The sequence below is a fragment of the Cupriavidus sp. 291-E7 genome (genome assembly GCF_057798835.1).
In genome coordinates, this window is the sequence record NZ_JBYOJV010000020.1 from 1 (window position 1) to 16,050 (window position 16,050).

Annotated in this window: 10 protein-coding genes and 2 pseudogenes; all 12 read right to left on the reverse strand. The window is 49.2% G+C overall.

The features are described from left to right. Nucleotides 1–1,190 precede the first annotated feature (1,190 nt). The 12 genes and pseudogenes from AC3FLX_RS26985 to sctD all read right to left on the reverse strand — a co-directional run bounded on the left by AC3FLX_RS26985 (nt 1,191) and on the right by sctD (nt 16,048). Nucleotides 1,191–3,362, reverse strand: a complete 2,172-nt coding sequence (locus tag AC3FLX_RS26985; RefSeq protein WP_488700412.1) for a hypothetical protein — start codon at nt 3,360–3,362, stop codon at nt 1,191–1,193. A gap of 612 nt (nt 3,363–3,974) precedes the next feature. Beyond that, nucleotides 3,975–5,537 carry a hypothetical protein gene (locus AC3FLX_RS26990; protein WP_488700413.1) on the reverse strand — a complete coding sequence of 521 codons (1,563 nt, stop codon included), beginning with the start codon at nt 5,535–5,537 and terminating at the stop codon, nt 3,975–3,977. A gap of 407 nt (nt 5,538–5,944) precedes the next feature. After that, complete coding sequence (locus AC3FLX_RS26995) at nt 5,945–7,858, reverse strand: Kelch repeat-containing protein (protein ID WP_488700414.1); 1,914 nt, start codon at nt 7,856–7,858, stop codon at nt 5,945–5,947. A 622-nt stretch (nt 7,859–8,480) separates the two neighbouring features. Then, a pseudogene (locus AC3FLX_RS27000) lies at nt 8,481–8,832 on the reverse strand (transposase); the annotation flags it as partial. 50 nt (nt 8,833–8,882) lie between these two features. Next, a pseudogene (locus AC3FLX_RS27005) lies at nt 8,883–9,293 on the reverse strand (helix-turn-helix domain-containing protein); the annotation flags it as partial. A 145-nt stretch (nt 9,294–9,438) separates the two neighbouring features. Then, the gene (locus tag AC3FLX_RS27010; protein ID WP_488700415.1) at nt 9,439–10,539 is read right to left on the reverse strand and encodes a type III secretion system effector BopA family protein; all 1,101 of its coding nucleotides are present in this window, start codon (nt 10,537–10,539) and stop codon (nt 9,439–9,441) included. 31 nt (nt 10,540–10,570) lie between these two features. Next, the gene (locus AC3FLX_RS27015) at nt 10,571–10,951 is read right to left on the reverse strand and encodes a type III secretion system chaperone family protein (protein WP_488700416.1); all 381 of its coding nucleotides are present in this window, start codon (nt 10,949–10,951) and stop codon (nt 10,571–10,573) included. Between the two features lie 93 nt (nt 10,952–11,044). Beyond that, nucleotides 11,045–11,704, reverse strand: a complete 660-nt coding sequence (locus AC3FLX_RS27020; RefSeq protein WP_488700417.1) for a hypothetical protein — start codon at nt 11,702–11,704, stop codon at nt 11,045–11,047. 27 nt (nt 11,705–11,731) lie between these two features. Further along, on the reverse strand, nt 11,732–13,324 hold the full coding sequence (locus tag AC3FLX_RS27025; RefSeq protein ID WP_488700418.1) for a hypothetical protein: 1,593 nt from the start codon (nt 13,322–13,324) through the stop codon (nt 11,732–11,734). 145 nt (nt 13,325–13,469) lie between these two features. Then, nucleotides 13,470–14,126, reverse strand: a complete 657-nt coding sequence (locus AC3FLX_RS27030) for a hypothetical protein (protein WP_488700419.1) — start codon at nt 14,124–14,126, stop codon at nt 13,470–13,472. Between the two features lie 26 nt (nt 14,127–14,152). Continuing rightward, entirely contained in the window at nt 14,153–14,512 is a 360-nt protein-coding gene (locus AC3FLX_RS27035) for a hypothetical protein (RefSeq protein WP_488700420.1), read from the reverse strand. 312 nt (nt 14,513–14,824) lie between these two features. Then, on the reverse strand, nt 14,825–16,048 hold the full coding sequence (gene sctD / locus AC3FLX_RS27040; RefSeq protein WP_488700421.1) for a type III secretion system inner membrane ring subunit SctD: 1,224 nt from the start codon (nt 16,046–16,048) through the stop codon (nt 14,825–14,827). Between the last annotated feature and the right edge of the window lie 2 nt (nt 16,049–16,050).

A 16,050-nucleotide genomic window follows, 5' to 3' on the forward strand; every position in this document is an offset into this window, starting at 1 on the left:
CACAAGATCGGGTAAGGACACGCCGTCGCCGGCGCATCCTCCCCTAAGAACCGTACGTGCGAGTTTCCCCGCATACGGCTCACGCTCTCGAAAAACTGTCTATGGATAAACAGTCGGCTCTCGACTTCAATTGAGCCTACGCATCGATGAACGGTCGTCGCTCAGCGCAAGCGCCGAGAGGTGCAGACGCCATAGCTGGCGCTCTTCCATGCTTCCCCTCGTTGAACCCAGACCAAGTTTCTGCGCTCGAGAACCTAGCGGAAGTCTGCTCGCTTTCGCGCGAGGCGATGTTGCAGCCCCTATCCACACGATTACGGCGCGGCATTCGCGTTTTCCGCCTTCTCATACCCGCACAGTCAACAGCTTGCCTCACGGCTCGCTTGCCACGAGGGCAACGGTACGGGCTTACCACGTTCCCGTTTCATCACACGACTGAGTAAGGACCCGCCTCTTCGCCGGTGGCGCTTACGGCGACGTGTTGCTTGATAGCAGAGCAACATCCGGCCACTTCCCATTTTGGGTCATGCCTAACAGCAGCTTTGGCATGTCAATAATAACGACGTTTATCAGCGATTCACATGTGTTGCCCATGTCAGCCAGCTTCGCATCTCAGCCCCATTGCTGCTCGGAGCTTCCACGCAGTGCCTCGCGACACTGCGCGCTTACGGACACTTTGTCGGAGCGGCTTCGCACAACGCCGTTACCAGCGATGCACGCGCTCCCAAGCTACCGCCGGTCGCACGGCGGGTTCACTACCGCACCAGACTGCATGCAGTTGAACAATGATGAAACGAGCATGCATTGCGCCTAACCAACGGCCTCATGCTTCGTGTCGCACACTACCTCTTATTTTAAGAGGTGCCGGGTGTCCTGAGATTCAAGGGGCCGCTCCATCTGCAGAGTGGGCTGACCATCAGCCGCCATCAATATGGTCCTCACTCGTCGCACCAGTGAGTGAGGCAGCGAACGTGAACGGCTCATTGAGGCGAGTTGCTCCCGTTCACCGGCTGACACTTCCACGTTGATTCCTGGTCGCCCCATGGTCGCTCCTCACAAAAGCAGTGACCATCAGACCTCGCACCATTAATAAAGTTTCTTATGGGACAGAACACTAGAGGTTTTAATGAATGGGCGCGAGTTCCTTCTTCAAACTGAGTATCCCTTCACGGGGCGAAAAGAACCCTTCCTAGTCACGTCCGTTCGAGAGCCTCTGATTTTGACACTCCGTTCCAACGCCCCAACAACTGCAATCCCTGCCCCAATTCCAGATCAGAAATTCCTACAAGATACGCCATTGGAAGATTTTCAAGCGCAAGTTTAAACAGTTGATCACGATTCTTCGAGCCAATTTCGTTCATAACAGCAACATAGCTCTTAATAGAGTCGACATCCACGCCTCGGCTGACAAGCAAGTTCTTTCCTATGACGGTTATCGCGCTAATACCTGCCCGTGCTTGGGAATATTTGTCGAAATCTGATTTCCTGCCATCTTTAAGTGCCTTGAATCCTAACTCTAGTAGGGCGCTACTATAAACGTTAAGAACCCCGAGCGTCTTGAGAATAGCTTGTGATGGAATGTTACTTTTGGTTAGTTGATAGAATGCACTTTCAATATTCCGACCATTTTTTCGCCAGCGTTCGCCTCCCGCGCTGCTTGCGCTGGATTCTTCGTCAGATAGCTTGGCAGCATCGCCCACGAAAGCCTTAGCCAAAGCGTTATCAAATAAATTGGCCACAATAATAGGAGAGTAAAATTTCTTTGATACTTCAATTGGACTGCATCCAATCGAAATGTCACTGGCTTCATCGTAGCGTTTTAGGGAAATTAAGTTTTGCTTCAAATGCATGGTATGCGCTTCGATAAGCTCAGCTCGAAGACGAACTAAATCATAATATATTTTATCGACTTGCGAGCTTTTTGTGAGATGTTTCCTAATAATTTCTTGATATGATGCATTCGATCTTATGCTAATAGAGCGCATAGATTCTGCCCGCTCTAGCCGAAAAAGGCTCTTGGCAAGGGGTGATTCCGCATCATATTCAGCATCCACATATGCAGCGGCCATCAAGAAATCAATACTATTATTGATCTCATCTATGCCGTATATTAAATCATTGCGCTCGACTGAGTTGGCCGTATGGGCATTTATCGCCGCAGCTAGATCCATTCTTTTTCTTAAAAGAACTTTGACTTCCTCTAGATTAGACGACTCGGCGATCGCCATTTTCTCTCTGGTTACTAAGAGTTTTGCCTCATCGATAGCAGCCCTGTATCTGGGGGTGAGCTGATCGAATGAGGCCTCCCAGTTATTAACTTCCTGGGTTATCTCACTAAGTTCAATTACGTTTTTATCAAACTCCCTTTTCCTCTCAATAATAGCATCTAATAAACCGGCTTCCCGCCGCTCGATGGCACCAATCCGCCAGTTAATAGGATTAACCGTATTTGACGCAGTATTCCGTCTTATTTCAAGGAGGCAAGTCGGTATTGCACGATGATTGCTGAGCCCCACATGATCTCGATTCGTATAGATCTCTTTTTTGTACTCTTCATGGGCGCTGTCATTAAAATTGCCACGACTTGCTTGCAGGCGTAAGAAATCCGACTTACTGATGTCTTTTGCCTCGACAAAGTCGAATCTAATGCCTTTGGCTCCGAACAGAAAATCAAGAAGATTGATTATCCATGCCAGCAATCGGCTTGATCTTTCTGTTTGAAAAGGGGACGCCAGCGACGCCATAACGTTGGCCGATCCAGTATGATGCCAAGCGACCCACGTACATCCTAGGCAAGGGCTACCGCATCGCTCCAAATTGCCTGATTCTGAAGAAAATCTATATAAAATATCGGTTTCTAAAACATTTTTTGACTTTACTTCAACCCCGCTATCTGTTCGATAATTATCCCAATTTGCAGCGACATGGACTTTAACATCGCAATCGCCGCAGGAAATGCTGATAGACTTGGAGTCCGGCGAGGCGAATTGATAGCCTCTTGTAGTTCTATTTATGGCGCGATCCGAGGCATTTATAAATTCAGGATCAGTAATTATCTCCGCGACTTCTTGAGCGATCGATACTGCATCATTTGTATTTCGGAAGCTTGACTCAATCGCCGTGGCGATTAAACGGACGACCTCGTATCCCTTTTCAGTCGCCGTTAATCTATCGTTCGTGCGAAGTACCTCGAAATCCAGAATCTTGCCGTCTATTATTACTTCTACTCTATTATCTAAAATCGATCCGGAGATGCCGGAGTAATTGACCTTGCCATTAATTAATTTTTCCGCTTGCAATTCTTCAAAAAGACTATTAAAAATTGGGACACGGCTGCAAGCATATGACGCGCTGATTAACGGCATTTATATAGAATATTCTATTTATGAAGTAATCGTAACAAGGTCGTCAGATTGCTTTCGGCGACAAGCATTTTGACGGGCAAGTTGTTTGGAAACTACGCTAAATGACGAAGGTTTGCAACGCATCTGCCGTAGGTGAGACGTTAAGGTTGACCGCGCCGCATTATAAAATCCGAATATCGCTCGTCATTAAAATATACGGCTCCGACCATGTACATTCGATTGAGCGAAACCGATAAGGCATCAGATGCTACCGAGCCTCCGCCCTGCTTTGCTATCGATTTTTGTCGGAATTTTTGGATTTTGTACACGAACACCGCATCTGCAAGCGGCCGGTCGTTAGCTGCCGCGCGAAGAGTTCGCCGTCGACATTTAAATAAACAGCTGGACCGTTTTTCTAAAAGTTTATAGCCGCGGTACCAGTTTGGTACCGCGGATAAAGGCGCAGCAAAGCGTTCGATGAACCCTTTAAATAACAGGCATTCATAACCTTCTTTACATGCTCGAGAAGATGATACTTGAAGATTCCATGGACAGCATGTTAGGTCGCAGTCCTGTGGCCATTCCGAGCAGATCTAGCGGCACCTCATTGAGATGTTCCGTGCTTCGGCCGTATCAATTATTATTGATGCGGTCGCGAACTAACTTCAAAACTTCACCGGCTTCTTCATGACGGTCATTCAACATTAAAAGTTGAGATATTTTCGTTGCAATTTCTAATGCATTACCGTGCAATGAGTGCATTTCATCTCCCTCTAACATCCATTTGATACTATCGATATCAATGGCGGATCCATTCTTAATTTCCGACTCAATGTGTTTGAGTTGGGACGTGATCTTCATATCTCTCATGCGTATGTAATGTTCATCGCCCGACTGTGTAGAATTGGAGGCCAGTTCCGCAAGAGTTTGCATTTCCATATCAAACGTCTTTACGGCCATGTCATACATGGATGATGCAAGATCGTGAAAATTCGCCGCTGCAAATATATCACCAGCGCATGCATAGGCAGTTCCGAAATCCTCGAAGGTACTTGTCAAACCTGCTTGCTCTTCAAAACACTTTTTTGCGTTATCTAATGCCTGAGAAGATGTTTCTGTTTGGTTTGGATGAAGCAATGCGATAGCGATCCAAGCTTCGGCGGAACTTGAATAGTTCTGTTGACGTTCGCATAACTCTGCAACCTTTTTATGCATCTCCGTAGCCTTTGAGACGGCACCTATCGTTGTAAATGCGGCGGCCGCCAATTTGTAGAGGGTTGTGGTAACTATTATACTGTTTCCCTTAATTTCTGACTTCTGCGCATCTGCCGCTAAACTATCTGCATGCATCAGAGCTTTGGCTCGCATCGCTTCATCTGAAGCATTGATGTGCGTCGAAGAATTTTGCGGTTGCCACTTGAGCGCTTCTGCCAATTTCTCTAGCTCCTTTAGCGAGCTGTGTGCGGTATTAAGGTTGCTCACATTTCGCTCATCGTTTTTATATAGGCGGTAATTTGCCCCGGTAAATCCTAAAGCCACCGCCCCGAGCCCAGTCGCAGCCGTGGTCGCAACTGCAAGGGCGCTTCCGCTGCCAACGGACGCAGCTAGCGCAGCTAGTGCCGCACCGGCCCCGACAATTGGTAGCCCTACTAAAGAGAAGACGCCGGAAGCTATCAGAACAGCTCCGACCGCAACTATGAGAGCCGCACAAAGCCCGAACAATATTTTGTGAAGTGACGAGTAGCCTTCCTTGTGTTCAGAATTTTCAATCTCTTTTTTCAATGATCCAATAGATTTATTGAAATCGTTTATTTTGTCATCCAAATTGATCGTAGAATCCTGAGAATATCTAGGGGCTGTTCCAAGGATTCCTGCGCTATCATTCGTACGCTTTTGTTGTCCTATGGTGCTATTTAATTCTTCAAATGTTCTTTTGCACTCAACATACAGTTCTGTGAGTTCATTTCTTCGTTTAGAAGGGAAATGATCAATTGTTACACCGAGATCAGTCAAAAATTTTCCGGCTAGCTCCAAGTTATTTGCATAGACATCTGCTGCCGTTTGACGGAAAGACGTTGCACCGATTTCAGCGGCGCATTCCTGTGAATTTGGCGTCGCATGGCTTTCGGCCATCGCTGTACCATCTTCAAATTTGTAGGGGGATAGTTTTGGAGCAATGCTGAAAGTATTTGTCATGATTTATCAACCTATGAACACTTACATAAGTGAAGCGAAATTTTGGCGTACTTTCTCGAAATAGAAAGATACCATTTTTGGGATAAATAGAGGTCGCCAGCTTGTCAGTAGCGCTGTCGGCCACGGTGAATAAGCCTGAGATTCAGCGAGTGTTCCTTTACAGTGCTCCGGTGCGTACCGCAATGCCGCGAACGGACGAGATCCGCCGAAAAACTCTAGACGTTTGTACGTTTCGTATCTCGGAATGGGCGAGCCTTGGTCAGATGCGGGAGCGCTTCAACCTGTCCTGGTTACTCGTCGTGCTCGCTTGACCAACTCCACTTTCTGTGGTCAAGCAAGCCCCGCCTTTTTTGCGAACAGCACCTTGGGGCAGGGGCTCTGCATTTCCAATAGTCGCGTTGCAGGGACTACTGGACATAAAGCTCCGAGCTGCCAAGGCTTCCGCCGCCGTTACCGAAGCCCCCGGTCACTAGTACCGTACCGTTGAGCAACAACGTGGCAGTGTGGGAGTCGCGAGGCACACTCATGCTCCCTACGGCTGTCCACGTCCTGCTGACAGGATCGTACGTCTCCGCGCTGCTGATGCGACCACTGCTCCCATACCCACCGGCGGCTAGGATGGTACCGTCGGGTAGCAGAGTAGCGGTATGCAGTTCACGCACCGCGCTCATGCTTGCCACGGGCTTCCACGCCTTACTGAGCGGGTCGTACAGTTCCGCGCTGTTGAGGCGGCCGCTGTTGTTTATGCCACCCGCTACTAGCACGGATCCATCGGGCAGCAGCGTTGCGCTGTGGTTGACGCGAGTCTCGCCCATATTTCCGATGCTGGTCCAGGTTTTGCTAGCCGGATCATATAGCTCCGCGCTACTCAGGCCGACACCGCTGCCGCCCATCCCTCCTTCGACAAGTACGGTTCCATCGCGCAGTAGCGTCGCGGAGTGGCTGCTGCGAGCAGAGTTCAGGGTACCCACCTGCGACCAGGTTTTGCTCACAGGATCGTATAGCTCGGCGTCGCGAAGGCTGCCACTTGTACCGAATCCCCCGGCGACGAGTACCGATCCATTGGGCAGCAATGTAGCGGTATGGGAGTCCCGAGGTACGCTCATGTTTCCTACAGGGGTCCACGTCATGCTGACGGCGTCGTACAATTCTGCACTGCTAAGGCTGCGGCTGTTATCGAACCCGCCGGCGACGAGCACGCTACCATCTGCGAGCCGCGTGGCGGTGTGGCCGCTTCGAGCTGCACTCATACTTCCTGCCGGCACCCATGCCTTACCGATCGGATCGTACAGCTCAGCGCTACCGAGGCGGTCGCTATTGGCGAAGCCGCCGGCGACGAGGACGGTGCCATCGGAAAGCAATGTCGTAGTGTGGTGAGCGCGCCCCGTGCTCAAGCTTTCCGCCGCTATCCATTCCTTGGACTTCGGAAGAACCTCAATAGCGACCTGGGCGGTGACGCTGCCGGCGCCATTGCTTCCGGTTACTTTATAGACCGTTCGTGGCTGCGCCGTGGTCGGGGTCCCAGTGATTCCCCCTAATTGGTCGCTCAGGGAAAGTCCGACCGGAAGGGATGGCGAAACGGAATAGTTCATGACCGCCCCACCAGATACTGTTGGCACATTGGCAGTAATGACGTTGCCCACAGTGTAGACGACGTCTGGATCGGAGTAGGCCATTGCAGTAGGAGGAGCCGGGGTGTCTTGCACCGCAATATTAACCTTCACCCATATACTGCCCGCGCTGTTTGTCCCCGTTACGGTATAGTAGGATGGACCGATTGCAGCCGTTGGCGTGCCACTGATGACGCCTGTCGCTGAATTGAGGGCCAGCCCAATGGGCAACGCAGGCGAAACGGCAAAGCCTGTAATCTCGCCTCCGGACATCATTGGTACGTTAGGACGGGTTGGCACACCGGTGGCATAGATCACAGGGTTGTCCGGATAGGCAAGTGATTCCGGTGCGATGGCCTTAGCTTTAATTTCGATATGGATACCCGCAGTAACACTGCCGGCGGAGTTCGCGCCCGTCACCGTATAATTAGCGGCATTGGTCACGGTCGTAGGAGTGCCAGAAATTTCGCCTGTCACAGAGTCCAAGGATAACCCGGCAGGTAGCGCCGGAGATATAACGTATTTTTTAATCAACCCGCCACTACTTGTGGGAGTGTTGGGGACGATTTCGGTGCCAACCGCATACACAAGAGACGATTTCGTGTAGCTTAGGCCGAGCGGAGGCGCGTCAGCCGTGTGGCCTCCACCGCAACCAGCGAGCACGATGAAGAAGCAGCAAAAGATGATGCTCCTGAGATTACTTAATGACATTGTGAATTTTCGTTTCAAGTTGGTGAAAACGATCCCGTTTCGCGTTGTAAAAAATTAACAAGGTTCCAGCTCACAACAACCGTGCCGAAAACCGAGATAACCGTCCCGACGTTTTTTTAAAACTATTGAAATGCCATAAAATATCACCAGACATGGTTATTTTTCATTCGTATAATATTTATCCGAGCCAATTGTTTTGATTACGATTAGAGAACAAAAACCTAACACCGTTTTCACCGGTTCATGTTTCCATCTAGATTGCTTATTAATCGCGTTCAAAGATAGCTATGCGAGGGTACACGGCTACTGCGGGGCGGTACGTCAGTGGAACACCTGAATCCTCTACACACTTGTCGCATTTTTAGAGAAATGACGTGTTCTAGGGCAAGGTCCAAGACGCTGATATATGGGTGTTGGATGTGCCTGAACCGGCATTTGAGGATAGTTGCGCGTTCCCCGGCGAATGCTCTTCGCGGAAAGTGACGCTGGCAACTAAACTATGCGCATGAACTCAACTAACGCCGACACTTGACGGCTTGTTGCCAAGAAGGCCTCTGAACGGCACTTCTTTCTTGAAGAATCTATGCCGCGCGCGCTTCATAAGCTGCTTTTAGAACTCATTTCAAAATAATGACTCGTCACGCTGAAGGGTGCGCCAGCAAATAAGGCAGCAGGCAAGCTTGAGCAAGTGCTGGTGGATGTCGGCGCGACGTTCGGAGCGGGTGCGTAGACGCCGGAATGCATGCAACCAAGCATGAGTACGCTGATATTTGTCGTGGTTGTACGCGCGATCAGCGTAGATGCGGCCAGGCTTGCGCGACAACTGGGCCTCGGCGTCCTCGGATAGCCGGAATCGCTTCGATTAGCGGCAGAAGCTGGGTGATGTCGTTACGGTTTGCGCCGGTCTGGATGACCGCGATCGGCGTGCCGTTCGCATCTGTAGCGACGTGGTGCTTGGATGTTGATTTGCACCGAGAACGAACCCACCAATTGCATCGAAAACTGACCCACCCTAGGGTCATGCACTCCAGTCGAACTGGAACGCTTCGCCTTCGGCAAAGCGCAGCGGGATGAAAGTTCCCTTGCTTGCAGTGCTATTGCTGCTCTTGCCGCCATCGTCGTGCGAATACCGCCACGCGATCATAGGAGCCGGTAAAACCAAGTGCGCACAGATCGGTGTGGATCTGCTTGAGTGTGCGTCGCTGCTTGCGCGGCTTGTTGGCCTCGGTCTTGAGCCACGCAGCGAGCTTGGCGGCATGACCGTCGAGCTTGCTCGGGCTGTGCCGGGGTGGATAGGCGGGAACCGTGATATCGGCGCGCAGATAGCGCCTCACGGTGTTGCGGGAGATACCCAGACGTCTGGCGATCTCGCGAAGCGGGATCTGGTCGCGCAGGTGCCAGCGTCGAAGACGCTCAGTATGGCCACGTCGATCACTCCGAACTCCTGCACGTTGCCGAGCAGGACAGTGTTCTACAGGGGCGCGTATCTTCCGCATTTTGCATCGCAATCGTCAACTGCACATGTGAAACCAACACGATTGCATGGGAGGTACGTCAGCGGCGTACTAGCAGATTCTTGGCTATTTACCATGCCGAGTTTCTACCGTCTTCTGCCCGAATTCGACAGGTGAGAAGAGCCAGTTTCGCGTGACAAACTTAAACACTCGGGCTACGAGTGTCACGCTGTGACAAGCCCCTTCTCGACCAGCTTCGAAAGTTCTGTGTTGAGCGATTGGCTCACCCTTGTAACGGACGGCGAATAAGACCGGGATATCTAAATTCCACGGCAAATTTGCGTTGAGTAACGAAAGCGTCGTGCAGCGTTTACCGAGAAGAGGGCAATGTATGTCGACTCTACCGCTTAGCGCATCATAACCGACGATCAACATCGTGTGGTTTCCGATCCCACATATAACAGGCCCATACCGAAGCGCGGCAAGCAGATCATCGGGGGCAAAATTTCTTTCATCGGAAGGACGAATTGCAAATGAAGTAAGGCCCGCCGACGCACACAAATCCGCTGGGTCTACCCCTTCATAGAATGGTCTTTTTCTAACAGAAAGCGCAGATTGATCTCTACCGTGCCACGCCAAAAGTATCCGGACACAAGTATCGGCGCAAGTATTGATATTCTCCTGAAAGCTGTGAACGATCTCATGTTTGATCGAACAGGGTTGGATAAGGTGATCGCTTCTATTGAAATCAGCTGCTTCTACAGCACCATTTTTTACATTGCCAGATCTAGCCACCAATACTTCAGAATCTTTTCTTCTTTGAAGAGGACGAAATGGATCCTGCTTGTTGAGAGAGGAAGGATGGCGACTTGCGATGATTGCTGCGCGTTTTATGAGGCGATCGTCGAGCTCTGTTTCACTAGTAATTTTCAACGCACCAATAACCGTTTCGTGCGCCAAATCCCCATATTCTGATGCCAATGCCTTTAGGAAAGCTGACATCGCGTCACTTCGTTCCCTCCCTACCTCGTCGGCGTATTTTTGGATAGTCGCACGATCCGAAAAAATGGGGATATTTTTGAGAAATGCGAGAAACTTTCCTCCTATCTCTTGTCGCGCAACCACTACTTCAAAATCACCATTCGACTTCTTTGATACTCGGATTCGATCTCCGGGATTGCACTCGTTACAAATACGATAAAACTCGCTTATACTGCAGTTTAACACCTTGCCTCCCGCGACTGAAGATAAATTGCAATCAAGCAATTTTACTAATTTTCGCGCAAACGTGCTCGTGATAGCTCAAAAAAACTTCCATCGAAGAAAGCGCTTCATCCACGCATTTCGGAACCAAAATCTGGTCCGCATAGAGCAAGACGTCTGTATTTGGCGGGATGACAATCCTCCCGGCATTTTCTTTCATTAGAACTAAGTTCAATCCCATAATTGATTTCCAGTACGAAATTTGAATGGCTGGGGATAATTTATCCACCATTCCATAAAATCTCCAAAAATCCTGGGATACGAATAACGAAAAAAAATGTGCCCCGACGATAAATGAACACTGTCGGGCATCGTCTAATTCTATCTCCACTCCCAGTCGGAATCCTAGCTGTCTTAAAATTTGATTTTCGATCATTCGTTATAAAGAACGAAACGGCAACTATGAAATCTAAGAAGAGGAGCTCAGTGACAATTAAGCTCCTCTTTTTTCGATTTACGGAGATTAATGTTAATCCATATATTTGAGTTTTTCGAGGTCCGTTATTACTCTCATTACCGCATCGTACGTCTGTTGCGCCGTGCTTCGAAGACGATCACTGTCATCCTTATGATTATTTCCGCTTCGCTCCATAGAATCAGCGTTACTTTTGAGAATGTCAACCATCATCTTGGCATCCTCCGCGGCTTTAATTTTTGAGGCCGAAACCGCTTCTGATACACCTCCCGGCGCCTTATCCAAAACCGGTGTGATTTGCCCGGCAACCTGCATGCCACCGAGGGTCTGCCCCGCACGCCAGCCCACCCCTGCGCCGACGACAGTTGCTGCGGCGGTAAGGCCTGCTGAAAGCATCTGAGCGGCGGCCCTCCAATTGCTGGCGGAAAGATTCTCGTCATTCGACTTCTGGTATTTCTCCAACTGCTCAAGATGGATAGCCCATGTCAGATTCTCCGTGGTTGCCTCATTTTCCTTCATGGCCTCATACAACCGTCGGTTCAATTGCATCAAAAAGGCTAAGACTTGAGAAGGCGTGACAAAATTCTGATAAATTCCGGGATCCTCTGCCCCACCAACGGACATATTCGATGCATCTTCATACTCATCAGAAGGGCCGTTGATGGCCGCGATATTGTTCGTTCCAGTTACCGAATTCGATGGAATAGTTGTCATAATATGGTTACAATTAGTTTTAAATATTTATACCATTCCGCCAGCTTGGGCGGCGATTGTATTGCTAATCAACTTTATATTTTCGTTCGCATTCCTTTCGGCATCAGAATACTGATCGCCGCGCTCTGCAAGGAGATCTTTTTGACCGGAAATTAGGAACGTGAATATGGTTTTAACCAACTCAATGAACATTATTTGCTCCAAAAGCTCATTGATTCCTTTTTGCATCTTATTTGTTTGTAGAGATGTGACCGCGCTCATCGTCGTGGACCCGGTCTGAACTGCAGTTGACGCGATAGTTATAGACCCAGCTAAGGTAGCATAGGCCCTTGCAGTGTTCATCGCTATTTCTTTATTAATCTCCCAAACAAGTTGCTTAGATAGTTTCTCAACCAGCTTCTTGGCTACTTCTTCTGCCAACTCGCCCGTCAGTTGTGTTGGAAGCTCGGCGGTGAGCTTTGTGCCAACCTTCATCATAGATTTTGAGACTAATTCCGCAATTTCATCTCTGCCGAGTATTTTTGAAAAGAATTTTTCGAATGCCTTATCGCCAGACATTCCAAATATCTTCTTGACAAAGATATCTTTCACAGAATCCGCCGCCTCTTCTGCCACCGCTTTCCCTACTCCCTTACAGAGCAACTCGGCGTCCGCTTTTGTGGCGTTAGCACCAAACGCCCTAAATACGGTGTTACCGAACGAACGTGTGCTAGCGGCACTCGACTGCCCAACGATCTCCGTCGTAGTCGCCGCGATCTTAGTGCCGGCAGAAGAGAGTCGTTTAAAATCGATCATGCCAACGGCAGCACCGATAACCGCGAGAGAAAGCTCTGCCTTTTCCAGCCTGCTAATGTGACTTTTCAATCGGCCATTGAGCTCAGGATGAGTAAAGACGAGGGTTTTTAGAACAGCGTTAGTTATAGAGGTTAAGCCAGATGCAATCTCAATCGCGCCTTGTGGCATTCCTACTACGAGTTTACCGACGCCGGAGAGAAGTTGAGCCGATCCCATTACCCAGGATGTGACAAGGCCGAATATTTTTGCCTTTTTTGAACTTCGTTCGGCATCCTCGTTTTGTTTCTTAGCATCCAGTTCAATCTTGAGTTGCTTCTTTTGAACTTGTGCCTCGCTCTCCCTGATTTCCGCCATTGTTTCCTGGCTTTCCCCGGCGCTTCGCAGGTAAAAATCTCTCTGCAACTCCAAGAAACGAATTTGCATCTCGGTGAGCGTAAGAGTTGCCGCTAGGAAATCAGTCCCGTACTCCCCGTTTTTCCCGGGGTCCATAAAATCTTCAGGCGGATCAGTCAGAGACTTGAGGTCAGTCTTTCCCTTTATGTCCTCCATTTCATTCAGCGCCGATAACGCTGAAGTTATTGCACCCCAAGCTTCTTCAATTGTGAATTTCTCAAAATCATTCAGCTCGATTCTCTTAATGCCAAATATTCCTTGCGTGGAAGCCAACTTTGCCTCTTCTGGACGCGAAGTTGGTCGTTCATCACTCAGATAGGTTACTGCCTCCATATTCGTGTCGACGGTTCTTGCGTACGATCCCTTTACATTTTCGTTAGTTGCAGCAGACGCCGATGAATATCTTGCAACACTATTTATCTCGTTACTCATGTATTAGTTTCTTAGCACGTTTATTTCGACCAGAAGATGTAAAAATCCAATATATACGATGAATATGATTTAAGATTTTGCATCATTCTGGTCGCAGTTCGTGAAATGGCAAATCACTCGAAGACGGGTCATAGATGCGACATACTTATCCGTATGTCGCCCGCTGTATCGATGAAATGAGATCTTCGCATTTCTTTTGAAAGCCCTTCATCTCGTCGGTTGTGGTTGTAAGATTGGTCATCGACTGCTGAACGCGCGTGGCGTTCTTCGTATTGCGATCCCCGTACACAGCGCCAGCCTTTTGGACATCAATGATAAGCGTCTTTAACTCGCCGTAGTTATATACCTCCTGAATTCTCGCGGCATATGGATTCGTAGATAAAGTAATCTTTTCTTTATTAATCCAATCGATAATATCCTGAGGTAGTCGTGTCGTCTCACCCTTATCTTTAGTCGCGAGATCGGCAGCGATTACATCTAATTTTCCGCGCATAGCCTCATATTCGTTATATTTTTCCATATCCGCCGCCGCTTCATCCATTGTCGCAATGAGCTTTTGCTGGGACCAGTCGTGACACATAGCGAGAAATTTCTTAACCATCGCCTCAAATCCTAGGCGTTGCTCGTCTAATTCGGCGAAGAACTTTGAGTTTCGATTGGAAATAGGAGCTTCAGGTTTATCAGGTCCAGGCTCTTCTGGAATAGGATCGTTCGGCTCATCGGGAATTTGTGGATCCTCCGGATCTGCTCTTCTGAATTGAGGAGGAAGTTGTTTTTCGAACCAGTTGTCGTAATAGGGCATATTCTTTACCGGATTAAATTTTTATCCTACGCAAACGTGCGGCGTCGATTGATAGGGGCACGAATTTTGCTCGTCTCAAGGCCATCGTCGATAGTCGAATTCACATTTTTCGTATCAGAAATCTCGACCTCAAGTGTATCGATACTCGAATTTATTTCGTTAGTCCATTTGTCAATCTCCTCTGAAAATGCCGATCCCTTACCAATTTTTTTCCAAATTTCGAACATTTTTTCTTTCGTTCCATCGCTTTGACGTTCCGAGCCGATATGATTTGCTAGGCTGTCACGTAGTAATTTCAATGAATCGCAAACGCTCATCATTGTTGCTCCTGTTTCAGATAGCTGATTGTGAAATTCACGCGGAGTTGAGTGTTTGTTGTCATTCATCAGAAGACTTTAATAAAAAAGTTGCTCGAGAATACGGGATAAAATGGATTTTTTACATAATATTATGCTTGTTGTATTTTTTTTGCTTTAAGGTTTTGGCTCGAATTTTAAGTAATGTAACTAATCCCGTCTCGCACAACAGTTTCATCCGACTAAGATCTCTGTACTGCTCCGGCCTTTGCGGTAGATTTAGCGACATTCTTATATTGTCGAGGGCTATTAATAGCCTGCGGCGCTGTTCAATTCCGAGCGTCTCATCTTCATCAATTTTTTCTTGTCCTAGTGATTTCAATTGACTATCCTTTAATAGATTTAAAGTTCCAGAGGGAGATGTATAAGTTCACCATCTCGTTCAAGGGCGATACCTGCGCGGTCTATGTTTGTGACTGCATAGCCACTTGGTAGCCGGCTTCCCAGTTTTAAGCGTGTTCCGTTCGCCAGATCGAGAAAAGCAAGGTCACGGCTGCCGCCGAAACTTATGATTGGGGACGGAAAGATGCCAGTCTGTAGGCGGGATGTCGGAATGTTTTGGAAGATGGTCTTCGGCGCGTCCGGGAAGCGCTGAGAAAACTCGTCGAGCACCGACATGAGCTTGCGCTGTGCCCCTTCATCAAGTACTCCTGTTAGCAGGATTAATCCGTTCTCCCGCATTACACTTAGCTTCCCGATTAGGTTTGCGCTCCGCAACATGTCGATCATTGCGCGAACTTGTGCTCCAGCCGCGTCTTCGACAGACCATTGTTCCAGTCCACGCATGGTCGCCATGGCAGCTACTGCGCTCTGCCAGCGTGCATCGGCGAGGATGCGACCTGTGATGATGACTGCGCCAGCCTCGGCCCCCTGCCGAACTCGCACGTCATTGAATCCGTGCAAGCCCAGTAGAACTTGAACGTTGCGGACTAGTTCGTCTTGGCATTGGGTGGTGTCACGGAACATGACGCCGTGATCTCGCAATCGACGCACTAAGCGATTACGATCCGCCGAGCTCTCGCAGTTACCGACGAGTTCACGCTGGCCCTCCACGTTCGCTGCTAGTCGGAGACCGGATTTGTGCGCATCGACTTCCCATTGCTTCAGCCATTCTGCCGTGTCGTTGTCCGCATTTTCGGATTGGACATGCCCGTAACTCCAAATGGCTCCCCCTGCCCCAAGGGATACAGTTAGCATCATCCCGGCAATTGCCGCGCGTTTTCGCCAACGCGCTTGAGGTCCTTTGCGTCTGTTGGGAACAGTGGATTTTTTGATCGTGGCGTCGGCTGTGCCCACTACAAGCCCGAGGCCGCCAACGTCGATCACTACGTCTCGCGGAATCAACTCGGGCAGCTTCGTGACTGGCTCACCATCCATCCAACAGCGCGCCTCGGTAATGAGCGTCACGCCGGCGTCATCCACACTCAGCACCGCACGGTGACCGCCCTCAAGGGCAATGTCGAGATCCGGGTCTTCTCCCCCGATGGTGAAGTCGCCCGGAGGCAGTGTGACCTGGCGGCCCGCAAGCGGGCCAGTCAACAGCTTGACTTTGTATTTTCGTTTCATGT